The following is a 15,207-nucleotide window of genomic DNA, read 5'->3' as shown; positions in this document are numbered from 1 at the left end:
CGTTCTGATTACAGTAGCGTATTGCCGCTGCCTTGTTTGGCAGCGGCTTCTTCCATCTTCTGCTTGAGGATCTGGTTGACCTTCTGCATGATAGACGTCTGTTCCTCGGGCGACTTGCTGGCCAGATCTTCGCGCGTCAGTCCCATGCTTTTCAGGATGATGTCCACCATGCGTTCGGCGGGCGACTTGCGCATGTAGTCGTCCAGCTCCTGCGCGGCGCTGGGCTTCTTGGCTTTTTCCAGCGCAGCCTGAAAGCCGGTAGCGCCGCTCTGGCGGCTGGCGGAAAAATTGGCCTGCACGGATGCCTGCAAGGCATCGCTCTGTATTTTGAGAGTCATCTTATTCCTTATCCCTGAGTCATGGTGGTGGCGCCAGCTGCAGCGCCACCATGCTCATGCAGGGGGAGCAGGAAGCGCTTACAGGTCGCGCTGCAGGGGTATGATGCCCGGCACCGTGGCGGGCGTCGAGCACGGGTCTTCGTCAAAAGCGATATCGCCGAGCGGATTGGCCACACCGTCGATCTGCAGATCGGTGAAGCTGAACAGCTCGCGGTCCATCAGGTGCGAAGGCACCACCGTCGACAGCGAAGAGTAGATGTTTTCCACCCGGCCCGGATGCTTTTTCTCCCACTCGCGCAGCATGCCCTTGATGTGCTTGCGCTGCAGGTTTTCCTGCGAGCCGCACAGATTGCAGGGAATGATGGGGAAGTTCTTCACTTCCGCATAGCGTTCGGTATCTTCTTCCTTCACGTAGGCCATGGGGCGGATCACCATGTGCTTGCCGTCATCGGACACCAGCTTGGCCGGCATGCCTTTGAGCTTCCCGCCGAAGAACATATTCAGGAAGAAGGTTTCGAGGATGTCGTCGCGGTGGTGGCCCAGCGCGATCTTGTTGCAGCCCAGTTCATCGGCCACGCGATACAGGATGCCGCGGCGCAGGCGCGAGCACAGCGAGCAGGTGGTTTTGCCTTCCGGGATCAGCCGCTTGACGATGCTGTAGGTATCCTGATTTTCGATATGGAAGGGGATGCCCAGACCGGTCAGATAGGTCGGCAGCACATCTTCCGGGAAGCCCGGCTGCTTCTGGTCCAGATTGACTGCCACCACGTCGAAGTGGATGGGCGCGCGTTCGCGCAGGGTCAGCAGAATATCGAGCAGGGCGTAGCTGTCCTTGCCGCCGGACAGGCAGACCATCACCTTGTCGCCATCCTCGATCATGTTGAAGTCGCCGATGGCCTGGCCGACCAGACGGCACAGGCGCTTGTGCAGCTTGTTGTTCTCCAGCGCGATCTTTTCCGCCGCCTTGCCGCTGGCGGCCGTTTGCGCGGCGGGGCTGGCGACGCTCATACGCCCTCCTTGATGCTGAAGACTTCCACCCCCACGCCTTCGCAGTCGGGATACACATCCGGCTTCATGGTCGAGACGCGCGCTGCGCGTACATGCGGGTGGGCCAGCATCGCGCGCACGATGTCGTCGCACAGGCTTTCCTGTAGCTGGATGTGGCCGCGTGCCATCAGCTTGGCGATGGTGTCGCGGATGAAGTCATAATCCACCACTTCATCGAGCTGGTCGTGGGTCGGGGTGGAGACGGCCAGCGGGATGTACAGATCGACATTGATCATCAAGCGCTGCTCGCCCTTTTTCTCGAATTCGTACACGCCGATATTGATCAGCACTTCATAGTTGCGCAGGAATAGGCGACGGCAATCGCTCAGTTGCGGGTGGTACAGGGCGGACAGCATGGAATTACCTTCTTTCGTTTAAATTATTCGGTGCTTACTGCGCCAGAAACATCACATCGCGCGGCAGGGGCATCAGGTGCTGGCCACCGTCGACCAGCAGGGTAGTGCCGGTCAGGGCACGGGCCGAAGCAGCGTAGACCACGCTTTCGGCGATATCTTCCGGCGTGCTGGAACGGCCCAGCGGGGTTTGCTGGTGGGCGCTGGCAAAACCGGCCTCGGTCTGCTCGCCCGAGACCATGGTGATGCCGGGCGCCACACCCACCACCCGTACTTTGGGCGCCAGCTGCTGGGCCAGCATGGTGGTGGCCGTGTGCAGCGCTGCCTTGGACAGGGTGTAGGACAGGAAATCCGGATTGAGATTGTACAGTTTCTGATCCAGCAGGTTGATGACCACGGCTTGCTGGCCAGCCGGGGTGGCAGCGTGCAGGGCCTGCGCCAGCAGTACCGGCGCAGCCAGATTGGCATGCATGTGGGCGTCCAGCATGCGGATGGAGAAATCGGCCGCGCTGTCATATTCGAACAGCGAGGCGTTATTCACCACGCAGCGCAGGCTGCCCAGTGCGGCTACGCAGGCCGGTACCAGTGCGCGCACGGCCGCTTCGTCGGCCAGGTCGGCCTGCAGCGCCACAGCACGCCGGCCCAGCGCGCTGATTTCCCCGACCAGCTGGTGCGCTTCGCCGGCCGAGCTACGGTAGTGCACGGCGATATCCCAGCCCGCGCGGGCTAGCGTCAGAGCGATCACGCGGCCTATGCGGCGGCCCGCTCCCGTGACCATGGCCACCGGTGCGGGGGCAGCGGCGGTGGCTGGTGCAGCGCTGTGTTGTGGATGATCCATAGCTGTTTTGTCGCTTAATTTTGTCGCTTAAAATGGCGGCGCGGCCTGCCGATTCGTTACAATGCCGCCTATGTCCTTACCTGTCCCTACCAGTGACGCGCTGGCCGCGTCCCACGCCCTGCAGCAGCAGATCGCCGCCGAGATTGCGGCCCACGATGGTGCTATTTCCTTCTCCCGCTATATGGAGCTGGCGCTGTACGCCCCCGCTCTGGGGTATTACAGCGGCGGCTCGGCCAAGCTGGGAAAAGATGGTGATTTTACAACCGCGCCCGAGCTCACGCCTCTGTTCGGTGCGGCGCTGGCGCATGCGGCAGCCGCTATTATCGCCCAAACTGCGCCGCACATCCTCGAATTCGGCGCCGGCACGGGCCAGCTGGCCTTCGACGTGCTGAGCGAGATGGCTTTGCTGGGCATCCGTATCGAGCGCTACGTGATCGTCGAGCTGTCCGGCGAGCTGCGCGGCCGCCAGCAGGACAAGCTGCGCGATTTTCCCCAGGTGGAGTGGCTCGATGCCCTGCCGGAATCGTTCACCGGGGTGGTACTGGGCAACGAGGTGCTCGATGCCATGCCGGTCGAGCTGGTGATCCGCCATCCGGAAGGCTGGCAGGAACTCAAGGTCACCGTCAGGGATGGCCGCTTCGACTATCTGCCCGTGCCGGCCAGCGCCGCCGTGCTGGCCCAGATAGCACGCCAGATCCCCGAGCATGACAGCCTGCCGGTGGGCTATGTGACGGAAGTGCACAGCGTGGCCTGTGCTTTCATGGCCACGCTGAGCCAGATGCTGACGCGCGGACGGGGCGGCGCGGCGATGCTGTTCGATTACGGCTTCCCCGGCCATGAATACTATTTTTTCCAGCGCGCCACCGGCACCCTGATGTGCCACTACCGCCACCATGCCCATCCCGACCCGTTCTATTATCCGGGCCTGCAGGACATTACCGCCCACGTGGATTTCACCGCCATGGCGCTGGCAGCGCAGGACGCCGGCGCGGAAGTGCTGGGCTATCTGAATCAAGCGGGCTTCCTGATCGCGGCAGGCGCCAGCGAACTACTGTTGCGTACCGACCCTGCCGACAGCCTGCGCTATCTGCCGCAGGCGCGGGCGCTGCAGAAGCTGCTGTCGCCGGCCGAAATGGGAGAACTGTTCAAGGTACTGCTGATCGGCCATGGCGTGAGCCTGCCCGAGACGCTGCTGGCGCAGGACCGCAGCCACCGCCTGTAGACAGAAAAGCACAGTGGCTAGAATAGCAAGCCCTTTCCATGCCAGATCATTGCGTTGCACCACGCCAGATCGGCTATCATGAAGGACGCGCGCTCGCCGGACAATAATTGGAACGATGGCAAAGATACACACTCACTATGACAACCTGAAGGTGTCCCGTATGGCACCGCAGGAGGTCATACGTGCTGCCTACAAGGCACTCAGTCAGAAATACCACCCTGATAAGAATCCGGGTGATGAGAAGGCTGCGCGCATCATGGCCATACTGAACGGTGCCTACAATACTTTGTCCGACCCGCAGCGGCGCAAGGAACATGACGAGTGGATTGCGGCCGAAGAGTGGGAAATCGAATGGCTGGAAAGCACCCGCAACGAGGACCAGCGCAGCGGCGACAAGTCGCGCCACGAGGCGCCGGAGCGGGCCTGGAGCCCGGAGCCGGTAGACGACTCGCCGCGGCCGTTCCGGCGCAGCGCCTGGCGCTGGTGGGGCGGCATGGCTGCCTGTCTGGTGCTGGGCTGGGTGGCCGGGGTCACCATGGTCAACGAACCGCATCTGCTGTCGAGCGCACTGGCTGCCGCCTGGGGTAACAAGTCGGAAAGTCCGGACCGTGCAGCGCGGGCAGCGGCCCGCCCGCCGGCGCCCGATCCCAAAGCGGAAATGCGCGAAGCCTGGGCCGCAGCACAGGCCAATTATCCGGAAGCCAATAACAGCAAGCAGGCGCCCATCAAGGTACAGGCGCTGTCGCAGGTGCTGTTGCCGAATGCTGCGCCCGAGTGCGAGGTGGAGCAGCAGACGCTGCTGGCGCCCAACGGCGAGCCGTGGCCGGACCAGTCGGGCTATATGTCCGGTTTCCCGGTAGCGAACAAGGGTGACGACATGCAGCTGCTGCTCGATAACGGCGCCAATGCATCGGCCGTGTTCATCAAGATTTACGATACCGAGCGCCATTCGAATGTGCGCTACGCCTATGTGCAGGCGCATGACAAACTGGTAGTGGATAAGCTGGCGAACGGCAAGTACGAAGTGCGTTACCAGAATCTCGATCAGGGCGCTAACCGCAGCGGTTGCGACCATCCTAGCCGTACGGCTGCAGCGACCCCGGCGGCACTGACGCCGCCGGTCAGCAACTAGTCCGGCCCAGGCCGGCCCGATCCGGCCTAAGCTTCGACGTCGGACAGACCCATCTCTTCGCTGGCCATCAGCCGGTCGATATCGACCAGAATCAGCATGCGCTCGTCGATGGTGCCCAGACCGATCATGTACTCGTGACTGAAGGCGGTGCCCATGTCCGGCGCCGGCTTCAGCTGTTCCGGCATCAGCGTGGTGACGTCCGAGACGGAGTCCACCACCATGCCGACTACCCGTCCGCCGATGTTGAGGATGATGACCACGGTGAACTGGTCATACACGGGCTCGCCCAGATTGAACTTGATGCGCATGTCCACCACCGGAATGATGATGCCGCGCAGATTGATCACGCCTTTGATGAAGGCAGGGGCGTTGGCGATCCGCGTCACGGTTTCATAGCCGCGGATTTCCTGCACTTTGAGGATATCGATGCCATATTCTTCGGCGCCTAGCGTGAAGGCGAGGAATTCGCGGCCCGTGATATCGCTTGCTGATTCTTGCATGATGGGTTCCTTGATCGGTTGTGCGCCGCAATGCGCTTGCGGCCATCCAGACAGGCAGCGTAACAGAGTCCGCCCGCCCTTGCAAAAAGGTTGTCATGGGGGGGGAATCTGTTTATGCTAGAACGACAACGCACCTCTGGAGATGTGTATGACCGATTCCAACGCAGACGACAACTGGCTGATTCAGGAGGATGAGGACGATGCGCCCGCCACCGGACAGGAATCGCCAGAACAGCGGCTGTGGCGTGTGCTGATCGTCGACGACGATGTCGATGTCCATGCCGTGACCCGGCTGGCGCTGCGCAATGTCTCGTTCAAGGGGCGCGAGCTGGAACTGTACTCGGCCTACAGCGGCAAGGAAGCCTATGAATTTCTGCGCACCACGCCCGATATCGCGCTGGTGCTGCTGGATGTGGTGATGGAAACCGATGACGCCGGCCTGCTGCTGGCGCGCCGCATCCGCGAAGAACTGCATAACGGCATCGTGCGGGTGGTGCTGCGCACGGGCCAGCCCGGCCAGGCGCCGGAGCAGCGCGTGATCATCGAATACGATATCAACGACTACAAGGCCAAGACCGAACTGACCACGCAGAAGCTGTTTACCACCGTGATCTCGGCCTTGCGCGCCTACGAAAGCCTGAACATGCTCGAGCGCAGCCGCATCGGGCTGGGCAAGATACTGGCCGGCGCCACCAATCTGTACCAGATCCATTCGCTGCGCGAATTCGCTTCCGGCGTGCTCAATCAGGTCAGCGCGATTCTTGATGTGGGTGCCGATGGCGTGCTGTGTCTGATGCAGGGCGATCTGGGCCGTACCACCGTGGTAGCCGCCACCGGCAATTACACCACGCTCAGCGAGCACGAACTGATGCCGCACGAGCACCCGCTGTGGCCCACCATCGCCAAAGCGTTTGCGGAAAAGAAGAGCCAGTTCGACCATCCGGCCAATGTGCTGTTCATCCATACGCAGGAAAACCGCGAAGTGGCGATTTCCGTCACGCCGCCGTGGCCGCTGGCGCAGATCCAGCGCGATCTGCTGGAAGTGTTCTGCCAGCGCATTGCGGCCGCATTCGACAATCTGTATATGTTCGGCCAGCTGCGCAAGGCGCAGGAAGCCACCGTGGTGGCGCTGGCCGATCTGGCCGAGTTCCGCGACAGCGGCACGGGCGGCCATGTGCGGCGCGTGCAGAACCTGTCGTCGGCGCTGGCGCAGCGCATGCACGAGCGCGGCGTGTATGCCGACCAGCTCACCCCGCAGCTGCTCGACATGATAGGACTGGCCAGCATACTGCACGATGTGGGCAAGGTGGCCACGCCCGACCATATCCTGCTCAAGCCGGGTCTGCATACGCCCGATGAACGCAGCCAGATGCAGACCCATGCGGCGGTCGGCAAGTCGATACTGGAGCGGGCAGCGGGGATGGTCGATGGCGTCAGCTATCTGACGTATGGCGCCGAAATTGCAGGCGGCCACCACGAGCACTTTGACGGCAACGGCTACCCCAACCAGCTCAAGGGTCAGGAGATACCTATTTCCGCCCGTATCGTAGCGGTGGTCGATGTGTTCGATTCGCTGCTGCATGAGCGTCCCTACAAGGAGCCGTGGCCGCACACGCAGGTGATGAGCTACATCACCGAGCGCGCCGGCAAGCAGTTCGATCCGGAAGTGGTGGCGGCCCTGCTCGACCTGATCGAGCGCAATCCCGATATCGGCCGGACGCCGGATTAAGCCGCACGTCCGTGCGGCTAGCCGCGGGTGGCTAGTTGCTTGCCTCCGGCGTGGTGTTCTGCGCTTTTGCCTTGACGATATTGAGGTAGAACACCTTGCTGGCAGCATCGCGCGCGTGGACAAAATTGGTCCGCTCGACAAAGCGCAGGGTGTAGCGGCATTCCGGCTTGATACGGCTGAGGGGCGCGAAAGCTGCCGAGAATTCCGCAAACGATAGCTTGCGGATCGCCCCATAGGAGGTGTTCATCTGCGCCAGCACTTTTTCCAGCTCCGGCGTGGTGGCTTCGAACACCAGTTCGGCATTGTCTGCGTCTATGCTGGCCAGCGGCTTGACGATTTTTTTGCCATTTTCCTCGCTGAACAGACAGGGCGGCTTGCCGCTGCCTTCTTCCGCCTTCTTGATGATGGCCGCGACTTTTTCCTTGCCGCCCGCCTTGTCTATCATCTCCTTGGCTTCTCTGGCGTCGCGCAGATAAGGCGCCAGCTGTTTGCCAGCCCCGGCCTGCTTGACCACCTCGATAATCTGTTTGGCCGCGTCCGGACCGCCGGCTTTCTGGATAAAGTCGGCCGTGCCTTTAAGTTCCTTGACCGGCGCCAGTTTGCTTAATTCGTCCGTCAGTTCGGTCAGATTGGAAACGCCGGCGCTAGCCAGCAGGCGCTCCATGGTGCTGCGCTCGACTTCCACGGTGGCGGCCGGAGCTTCCTCGTCGGCCTTGTCCACCACGTACAGCAGCAGGCCGAGGAACACCACCTGCACCAGCAGATCGATCAGCGTAATGAAGTAGACGTCATTATTCTTTTTCATGCTTGGGGCGCTACTTCCTTCGGCGCATAGCCGGCGTCTGGCGGATGCAGTTCGGCTTTGCGGGCGATGGCGTCCAGCGATTTCTCGACCCGCGTGCCGAAGGCGGCAATCGCCTCGGCCTGAGTGGGGAAGTGGGCCAGTCGCTGGTCCAGGCTGCTGCTGGCGGTATCGGCCCGGTCAAAGTTACTGGCCAGCGTAGCGGTGCTGTCGGACAGGTTCTCGACCACGCCATCGAGGCTGCGTACCCGCCGTACCAGCACCTTGGCCGATTCCGACAGTTCGCTCATGTGCTGCGCCGCATCGGCCGCCTGTTTGGACGACTGGCTCAGCGTTTCGATGTGATAGGCTGCGCGCTTGCTCAGGGTGCCGATGGATTTCAGCGCGGCCTGGCTATCTTCCGCATGGGCCAGCGTCTGCGCCAGTGCATCGACGGTGTCGGCAATTTCCTGGCTGGCCCGGCTTACCATGGCCGTGGTGTGCTGCAGCGCCGCTGCCGATTGTGCCATCGCGCCGTCCGCCGAACCTAGCGCGTGCACGCGGGCCGACAGCGCATCGAGCCGTTCTGCCAGTTCGCCCGTGTGGCTGACATTTTGCTGGGCAAGGCTGATTTCCTCGCGCCGCTGCGCCAGCAGGTCCGCCAGTACCGTGTTGAGTGCACTGGAAGCGAGCACGGTTTCCTTCAGGCTATCGACGTATCGCGCGCGCTCGTCGGCAAAGGCAGTGCTGTTGAGCACGGCGCGGAATTCCTGCACGCCCTGGCGGGCGTCTTCCAGCGCTTCGGTGATCTGGTCGGAGAATTCTTCGGCAACGTCGAGCATTTTCTCGCTCGCCGCGATCCGTGTCAGTTCACCCGCTTCGACGGTTTTGCTGACGATTTCGCGCGAGAAGCTGCTCAGGTGTTCCGAAGCGATCTGTACCTGTCTGACCAGATCGGTGGACTTGGCGACGTATTTTTCCATGGCCGCTTCCATGCTGAGGTCGGAAGCATGGCTGGCGCGGCTCTGCAAATGCATACGGGCGATCACGGCATAGGCGGTGGCAATCAGGCCTGCGCCGAAATTCATGATGACCGTGCTCATGCTCTGGCCGGCGCCGCGCGTGCCGACCATGATGGCGCTCACGCACAGCGCGGCCACCGTGACGAGAAAGCCGAAATAATAGACGCTGTCGATGGTGGTGGCGGACAGGCCTTCATGGGCGCGCGGTAATAGGATCTTCAGGTGATAGTAGCTGAGTGGGCCGATCGCAAACGGGATGGCGAGCAGGGCAGGCCAATGAAAATAGGTGGTGATGCACAGGATAGCCACTGACACCAGCATCAGGTTGCGCATCTTTACAAAGTCTTGGTGATTCATGATTCCCTTTAGAGTTAATTTTTTTTCTTCAGCCGGCCGGGCAGAAAATTCATCGCCAGCTGGGCGCCCGGGCCTTCCGCATCGCTGAAGTACCACTGCCAGAAGGCTTTGCGGCAGCGTGCCGTGGCCGGGCTGATGCCGGGATCGGGGACGGCGTTCAGATCGACGGCGGTGTTCCTGAAAGCCGGACGTTCTACCGCGCCGGCGTGGCTGGCGCGGTAGTGGTGTATGACATCCTGGCTGTTGTCGCAGCTGAACAGATTGAAGCGGGCCGATTTGTCGATCAGATCGGAAAACACCAGCAAAGTATTCTGCGGCGCGCGCAGATACTGGCTGACCGACAGGTCGGCCACCACTTGCGTCAGTGCGGCGGCGCTGTCCTGCACGGCGAGCTGGCTTTCGATCTTGCCGAGTAGCTGGGCTTTGAGTTGCGGGGCCAGACCGCGCGCGCCCAGCAGCGATCCCAGCATGGTGGGTGCGGCGCAGGCGGAAACCACGGGCGTTGCCACATCGCCGTGCCGCGCGCGAGTGCTGAAGACGCTGATGCGCCGTACCCCGCTCTGTTCGGCATCGAGTGCCCGGCTAAGTCTGACCAATACTTCCGCTCGGGTGGAGGGCTCCAGCGGCGCCGGCAGGTCCAGCAGAATCGTCAGCTCCGAGGCTGCGGGCGCGTCGCAGGCAACGGCGACGTAGCCGGTTTCGGGCCAGGCCGGTGCGGCCAGATAGATGGCGGCTGCCAGCAGCACCAGCGCAGCAGCCAGCCAGCGCGCCGGTGCAGCTAACGGCCGCGCGCCTGCGCGCGCGGGCTGCTCTATCGGTGTCTGCGGCGCTAGTGGCGGCGCCAACTGGGCCGCTGTGCTCTGGCCGGGGCGTGGCACCGGACGGGTGCCGCTGCTGGCCAGTTCCGTACTAGCGGCAGCGGGCGTGTCGACCCCGCCGGCGGGCGGAGCAACGGCGTCGCTGCGCGCTGCAGTGGTCGTTTGCTGGATAGTGCCGCAATACGGGCAGTAGGGTAGCCGGCTAAACAACTGGCGCGCGCATGCGCTGTTCAGGCACAGCCTGATCATGGCTGTGCTCCGGATGCGCGGCAGGGTGCTTTGCTAGCGGACTGAGTGGGACAGTACTGGTTCGGCGTCCAGACCGGAGAGTAAAAATTCATCAGCAGCACAACGCAGCAAATACTTGGTGGGGCAATTTACGCGACACTGCACAAGTAGCGAGCACGTGACGCTAGCGCTGACGGTGAGGCCTAAGTGGTAACTTGTAATTTTTGCCAATAAGTCATTCTGAGCCAATGTAGCAAGAAAAACAAGGTGTTAGGCCTATTTGCTATTGTTTTTGAAGCATCGTTCTAGACCCGCGCATAGACCTGCAGCGGCAGCGCCGCGCTGCCGGTACTATCAGGCGGCGTCGCTGTAGCTGGTCTGCAGCAGGGCTTCGAACTGCGTCAGCGGCACCGCTTGCGACCACAGATAGCCCTGGCCTTCATCGCAGTGTTTGGCGCGCAGGAAGTCGCGCTGGGCCGCAGTTTCTACACCTTCGCCCACCACTGCCAGCCCCAGCGCATGGGCCAGCCCGATGGTGGCGGCGACGATCACGGCATCATCGGGATCGGTTTCGATATCTTTGACGAAGCTGCGGTCGATCTTGATGCGGTCGATCTCGAACATTTTCAGATAGCTGAGCGAAGAATAGCCGGTACCGAAATCGTCGATGGCCACGCGGATGCCGCGCGAGCGCAGTTCCACCAGCAGGGCGCGGCTGCGTTCCGGGTCCTGCATGGCGGCCGATTCGGTAATTTCCAGCTCCAGCCGGGTCGGATCGATGCCGCTGCTGGCCAGCAGGCTGTCCAGATAGGGCAGCAGGGCCGGGCTGTGACACTGGCGCGCCGACAGATTCACAGCCAGCCGCAGATGCGCCAATGGCGTGCCGCGCCAGTGGGCCAGCAGGTCAAAGGCGCGCTGCAGCACCCACTCGCCCAGGCTGACGATCAGATTGGACTCTTCCGCAATCGGGATAAAGCGGTCCGGCCGTACCAGACCCAGCTCCGGATGGTGCCAGCGCAGCAGCGCTTCGGCGCCAATGATGCGCTGGCTGGCCAGATCCACCTGCGGCTGCAGATACAGCTCGAATTCGTTCTGCTCCAGCGCCAGCCAGAGGCGGTTTTCCAGCATCAGGCGCTCGTGGGTGGCGCGGTTCATTTCGGCCGAGAAGAACTGGAAGTTGCCGCGTCCGCGGCTCTTGGCCGCATACATGGCCGTATCGGCGTGGCGCAGCAGGGTGCTGGCGTCGTTGCCATCGTCGGGGAACATGGCCACCCCCACGCTGGCGCCGCTGTGCACGGAAACGCCGTGCAGCTGGTAGGGCGCGTTGAGTGCCTCGACGATGCGCACGGCGATAGTCGAAGTCGCTGCCGGCGTGACATCGCCGGAGGTGACGACGATGAATTCATCGCCGCCCAGCCGGGCAATGGTGTCGACATCGCGCAGCAGGTCCTTCAGACGCTGGGCTACCGCCACCAGCAGCAGATCGCCCACCTGATGGCCGTGGGTATCGTTGATTTTCTTGAAGTGGTCGAGGTCGATGAACAGCAGCGCGCAGCGGCCATTGGTGCGGCGCGTCTGCGCCAGCAGCTGGTCGAGGCGCAGATTGAGCGAGAGCCGGTTGGACAGGCCGGTGAGGGTATCGTGGTGCGCCAGATGGTGGATGCGTTCCTGCGCCATCTGCTGCTCCGTCAGGTCGTGCAGGATGGTGACGAACAGGTGCTCGTCCGGCAGTTCCACTTCGCTCACCGACATCGCCAGCGGGAACTCGCTGCCGTCGCTGCGCCAGCCTTTCAGTTCGTATTCGTGGGTGACGCCGCAGGCGATCATGCGCAGCATGCCCGGCGCATCGAGGCCGGCCGCGTCGCCCACGCCGATGGGAATCAGCTGGCACAGGGGCAGGGCCGTCATGTGGCTGGCGTTGTAGCCGAACAGGCGGCCCGCCGCCGCATTGGCCGACATCAGCACACCTTCGCTATCGATGGTGAGGATGGCGTCGGCCGCCTTGTTGAGGATGGCCTGCAGGCGTGCTTCGCGTTCGCGCAGGCGCGCCGTGCTATCCGTTACCTGGGCCTGGATGCGGGCCCGTTCGCCGCTGATCAGCAGCATCAGCGTGCCCAGCAGACCGGACAGCAGCAGGCCGCAGGTGAGCACGGTCCAGCTCTGCCAGCCGCGCTGCTGCAGCAGATAGGCCGGGGTAGGCGCCAGCGTGAGCTGGTAGATGCGGCCGCCGAAGTGCAGCTGGCGCTGGAAGTCGCCAGCATGCGCCGGACGCTGCAGGGTGTCGTGAATCATGTGGCGCGGCCCTTCGTCATCGCTGTCTTCGAAGCGCAGCAGGAAGTGGGGGAATTCGGCGCGCTTGAGGGCCTGCTCGAGCAAGGCCCGATACTGCATGGCGATCAGCAGCGCGCCGACCGGCTGGTGATAGTCCTTGTTGGGATAGGCCGTCTGCAGCAGCAGCATGCCCGGCGCCGTGCTGCCGGGCAGGATGGCCAGTGGTGCGCTGGCGGTAGGCTGACCCGAGCTGAGCGCGCGTTCCATGGCGGCACGGCGCAGCGGTTCGGTCAGCAGGTCGTAGCCCAGATAGGCGCGCCGCTCGACCGGTTCGATATAGGTCGAAGCCACATAGCGTTCGGCCTGATCGGCGCGAACCAGCCGGCCTTGCGCGTTGCGCTGGCGGATCTCGAAATCGGGGGCAATGTGGCTTCTGGCCCACGCTTCGAAACTGGCGCGCTGGCTGTGCTTGATCGGCGTCAGCCAGGCCATCGACAGCAGCTCGGGGCGCTGGTCCAGATAGCCGTGCGCTAGAGTGGCGAAATGCTCGTTGTTGAGGATGCGCTGGGGATCGCTAAGGGCTTTGCCGATGGCGTAGATAAAGCGCTCGTGCTCGCTGAACTGTTCCTGCAGCAGATCGCCCGTCTGCTGGGCTTTCAGGCGGAACGTCTGCAGCTGCTGGATGTTCTCCCAGCGATCCGCCTGCAGATAGATGGCAATGAAGGCGGCCGTCGACAGCAGCAGGGGCAGGCCTACGAGCAGGCGGCGGCGCGACCACAGCGTGCGCGGGCGGCCGATCAGTATCCAGCACAGCGGCGCCGCCAGCAGGATGCCGATGGTATCGCCCATCCACCAGGCCAGCCAGTCGGCCAGCACGGTCTGGGGCTGCGCCACGCCCACCATGGCCATGCCGCCGATGGAGATGGTGCTGCTGATCAGGGTAATGCCGCCGGCCAGCAGAATAAAGCGCACGACGTCGCGGCCGGAGGCGACGGCGGGATCGATGTAGCGGCGGAACAGGCTGCTGCCTGCCCAGGCCTGTAGCAGCGCCCCCAGTGCTGCAGCGCTGGCGCCATGGAAGGCGCTGGCGCTGATGCCCTCGGGCGATAGCGCGGGATACACCAGATTGATGCTGAGCGAACCTAGCCAGACGGCCGGCAGCAAGCGCATGCCGCCCACCACCACCGCGGCCAGCGCAATACCGGCCGGCAGGAAGATAGGCGCAGCATAGCTGGGCGGCAGCGCCAGTAGCAGGCCCAGCCGGCCAACAATGAAGTAGCTGGCCCACAGGACCAGATTGGCCAGTATCAGGCTGTACCAGTGGCTAAGACGCGGCTTCAACTGCGGGGCTCCGGGGCTCGGGTAGATGAAAGATTGTATAGTAAATTGTTCATCGCAAAAACAACACTTGCACTTTTGCATAAGCGTCGTTTACAATTTCGCCCCGAAGCAGACAGTTGATCGCAACAGTGCGCTAACGTTGAAAAACGAACGCAAAACAGGGTTGACAAGTCAAAGTAGTTGCTTCATACTCTGCGGCTCATTGCGGAGGGGTGGCCGAGTGGTTAAAGGCGACAGACTGTAAATCTGTTCTTTCGAGTACGCTGGTTCGAATCCAGCCCCCTCCACCAAGTTTTTGCAAAAAAACTGAGTGATGCAGTAAAGAAGTTGAATTGAAATCCTCGCGGGTGTAGCTCAATGGTAGAGCAGAAGCCTTCCAAGCTTACGACGAGGGTTCGATTCCCTTCACCCGCTCCAGTTGGTTTGCAGTCTGATGCGCAGGCATCGCAGCAGTATCCCATAAGCCCTTGTAGCTCAGTGGTAGAGCACTCCCTTGGTAAGGGAGAGGCCACGTGTTCAATCCACGTCAAGGGCACCAGAATTCGCAGTATCCCGCAGGTCCGGTCGTTGCACTTGCAGCGATCAAGGCGCCGAAAGCTGGCGTCGCAGAAACTACCCAGTATTATCAAGACAGTCGGGCGTCAGCCCAGGTAATCACACCAAATCGTTAGGAGTCTAAAATGGCAAAAGAGAAATTCGAGCGGACCAAGCCGCACGTTAACGTCGGCACCATCGGCCACGTTGACCACGGCAAGACCACCCTGACCGCTGCAATCGCTACTGTTCTGTCGAAAAAATTCGGCGGCGAAGCTAAAGCATACGACCAGATCGATGCTGCTCCAGAAGAGAAAGCACGTGGTATTACCATCAACACCGCACACGTTGAATACGAAACCGCTGGCCGTCACTACGCTCACGTTGACTGCCCAGGCCACGCCGACTACATCAAAAACATGATTACCGGTGCTGCCCAGATGGACGGCGCAATCCTGGTTTGCTCCGCAGCTGACGGCCCTATGCCACAGACCCGCGAGCACATCCTGCTGGCCCGTCAGGTTGGCGTTCCATACATCATCGTGTTCCTGAACAAGTGCGATCTGGTGGACGACGCAGAACTGCTGGAACTGGTTGAAATGGAAGTGCGCGAGCTGCTGTCGAAGTACGACTTCCCAGGCGACGACCTGCCTATCGTTAAAGGTTCGGCACGTATGGCGCTGGACGGCGATACCG

Annotated in this window: 13 protein-coding genes and 3 tRNA genes; 7 read left to right on the top strand and 9 right to left on the bottom strand. The window is 62.3% G+C overall.

Annotated elements, in window-relative coordinates; translation table 11 throughout:
* Positions 1-8: 8 nt before the first annotated feature.
* From GTP27_RS14780 to GTP27_RS14765, 4 genes are all read right to left on the bottom strand, one after another.
* Positions 9-338: a hypothetical protein gene (locus GTP27_RS14780; RefSeq protein ID WP_161039949.1), complete on the bottom strand. Its 330-nt coding sequence runs from the start codon at positions 336-338 to the stop codon at positions 9-11.
* 78 nt (positions 339-416) lie between these two features.
* A complete protein-coding gene (gene ttcA / locus GTP27_RS14775; RefSeq protein WP_161039948.1) occupies positions 417-1,346 on the bottom strand; it encodes a tRNA 2-thiocytidine(32) synthetase TtcA in 930 nt (309 codons plus the stop codon).
* The gene (locus tag GTP27_RS14770) at positions 1,343-1,741 is read right to left on the bottom strand and encodes a dihydroneopterin aldolase (protein WP_161039947.1); all 399 of its coding nucleotides are present in this window, start codon (positions 1,739-1,741) and stop codon (positions 1,343-1,345) included. Before GTP27_RS14770 ends, ttcA begins: the two co-directional genes overlap by 4 nt.
* Before the next feature lie 34 nt (positions 1,742-1,775).
* Positions 1,776-2,576 carry an SDR family oxidoreductase gene (locus tag GTP27_RS14765; RefSeq protein ID WP_161039946.1) on the bottom strand — a complete coding sequence of 267 codons (801 nt, stop codon included), beginning with the start codon at positions 2,574-2,576 and terminating at the stop codon, positions 1,776-1,778.
* A 70-nt stretch (positions 2,577-2,646) separates the two neighbouring features.
* On the opposite strand from GTP27_RS14765, the gene GTP27_RS14760 reads away from it, so the two are divergent.
* Entirely contained in the window at positions 2,647-3,798 is a 1,152-nt protein-coding gene (locus GTP27_RS14760; RefSeq protein WP_161039945.1) for a class I SAM-dependent methyltransferase, read from the top strand.
* A 115-nt stretch (positions 3,799-3,913) separates the two neighbouring features.
* Positions 3,914-4,930: a J domain-containing protein gene (locus GTP27_RS14755; protein ID WP_161039944.1), complete on the top strand. Its 1,017-nt coding sequence runs from the start codon at positions 3,914-3,916 to the stop codon at positions 4,928-4,930.
* Between the two features lie 26 nt (positions 4,931-4,956).
* Here GTP27_RS14755 and GTP27_RS14750 read toward each other — a convergent pair whose 3' ends face one another.
* Positions 4,957-5,430 carry a chemotaxis protein CheW gene (locus tag GTP27_RS14750; protein WP_161039943.1) on the bottom strand — a complete coding sequence of 158 codons (474 nt, stop codon included), beginning with the start codon at positions 5,428-5,430 and terminating at the stop codon, positions 4,957-4,959.
* Between the two features lie 148 nt (positions 5,431-5,578).
* Here GTP27_RS14750 and GTP27_RS14745 point away from each other — a divergent pair, with 148 nt between their 5' ends.
* Entirely contained in the window at positions 5,579-7,159 is a 1,581-nt protein-coding gene (locus tag GTP27_RS14745; RefSeq protein ID WP_161039942.1) for a DUF3369 domain-containing protein, read from the top strand.
* A gap of 31 nt (positions 7,160-7,190) precedes the next feature.
* Here GTP27_RS14745 and GTP27_RS14740 read toward each other — a convergent pair whose 3' ends face one another.
* The 4 genes from GTP27_RS14740 to GTP27_RS14725 all read right to left on the bottom strand — a co-directional run bounded on the left by GTP27_RS14740 (position 7,191) and on the right by GTP27_RS14725 (position 13,977).
* Positions 7,191-7,964: a hypothetical protein gene (locus tag GTP27_RS14740; RefSeq protein WP_161039941.1), complete on the bottom strand. Its 774-nt coding sequence runs from the start codon at positions 7,962-7,964 to the stop codon at positions 7,191-7,193.
* On the bottom strand, positions 7,961-9,319 hold the full coding sequence (locus GTP27_RS14735; protein WP_161039940.1) for a coiled-coil domain-containing protein: 1,359 nt from the start codon (positions 9,317-9,319) through the stop codon (positions 7,961-7,963). The genes GTP27_RS14740 and GTP27_RS14735 overlap by 4 nt, the downstream gene beginning before the upstream one ends.
* Before the next feature lie 14 nt (positions 9,320-9,333).
* On the bottom strand, positions 9,334-10,386 hold the full coding sequence (locus GTP27_RS14730) for a flagellar biosynthesis protein FlhF (RefSeq protein ID WP_161039939.1): 1,053 nt from the start codon (positions 10,384-10,386) through the stop codon (positions 9,334-9,336).
* Positions 10,387-10,719: 333 nt separating this feature from the next.
* Positions 10,720-13,977, bottom strand: coding sequence for an EAL domain-containing protein (locus GTP27_RS14725; protein ID WP_229633939.1), 3,258 nt, complete (start codon positions 13,975-13,977; stop codon positions 10,720-10,722).
* Between the two features lie 206 nt (positions 13,978-14,183).
* Between GTP27_RS14725 and GTP27_RS14720 the strand changes: the two genes are divergently transcribed.
* The 4 genes from GTP27_RS14720 to GTP27_RS14705 form a co-directional block, all read left to right on the top strand.
* Positions 14,184-14,267, top strand: a tRNA-Tyr gene (locus GTP27_RS14720).
* Between the two features lie 53 nt (positions 14,268-14,320).
* Positions 14,321-14,394: transfer RNA gene (locus GTP27_RS14715), tRNA-Gly, on the top strand.
* A 46-nt stretch (positions 14,395-14,440) separates the two neighbouring features.
* A tRNA-Thr gene (locus tag GTP27_RS14710) sits at positions 14,441-14,515 on the top strand.
* 142 nt (positions 14,516-14,657) lie between these two features.
* The coding region (locus GTP27_RS14705) for a GTP-binding protein (protein ID WP_161039937.1) at positions 14,658-15,207 on the top strand (550 nt) is incomplete at its 3' end.

The organism is Duganella qianjiadongensis, from assembly GCF_009857915.1.
In the GTDB taxonomy this organism is placed as follows: Bacteria; Pseudomonadota; Gammaproteobacteria; order Burkholderiales; family Burkholderiaceae_D; genus Rugamonas; species Rugamonas qianjiadongensis.
Note: the sequence above shows the minus strand (reverse complement) of the source record. Positions and strands in the feature narration are given on the sequence as shown.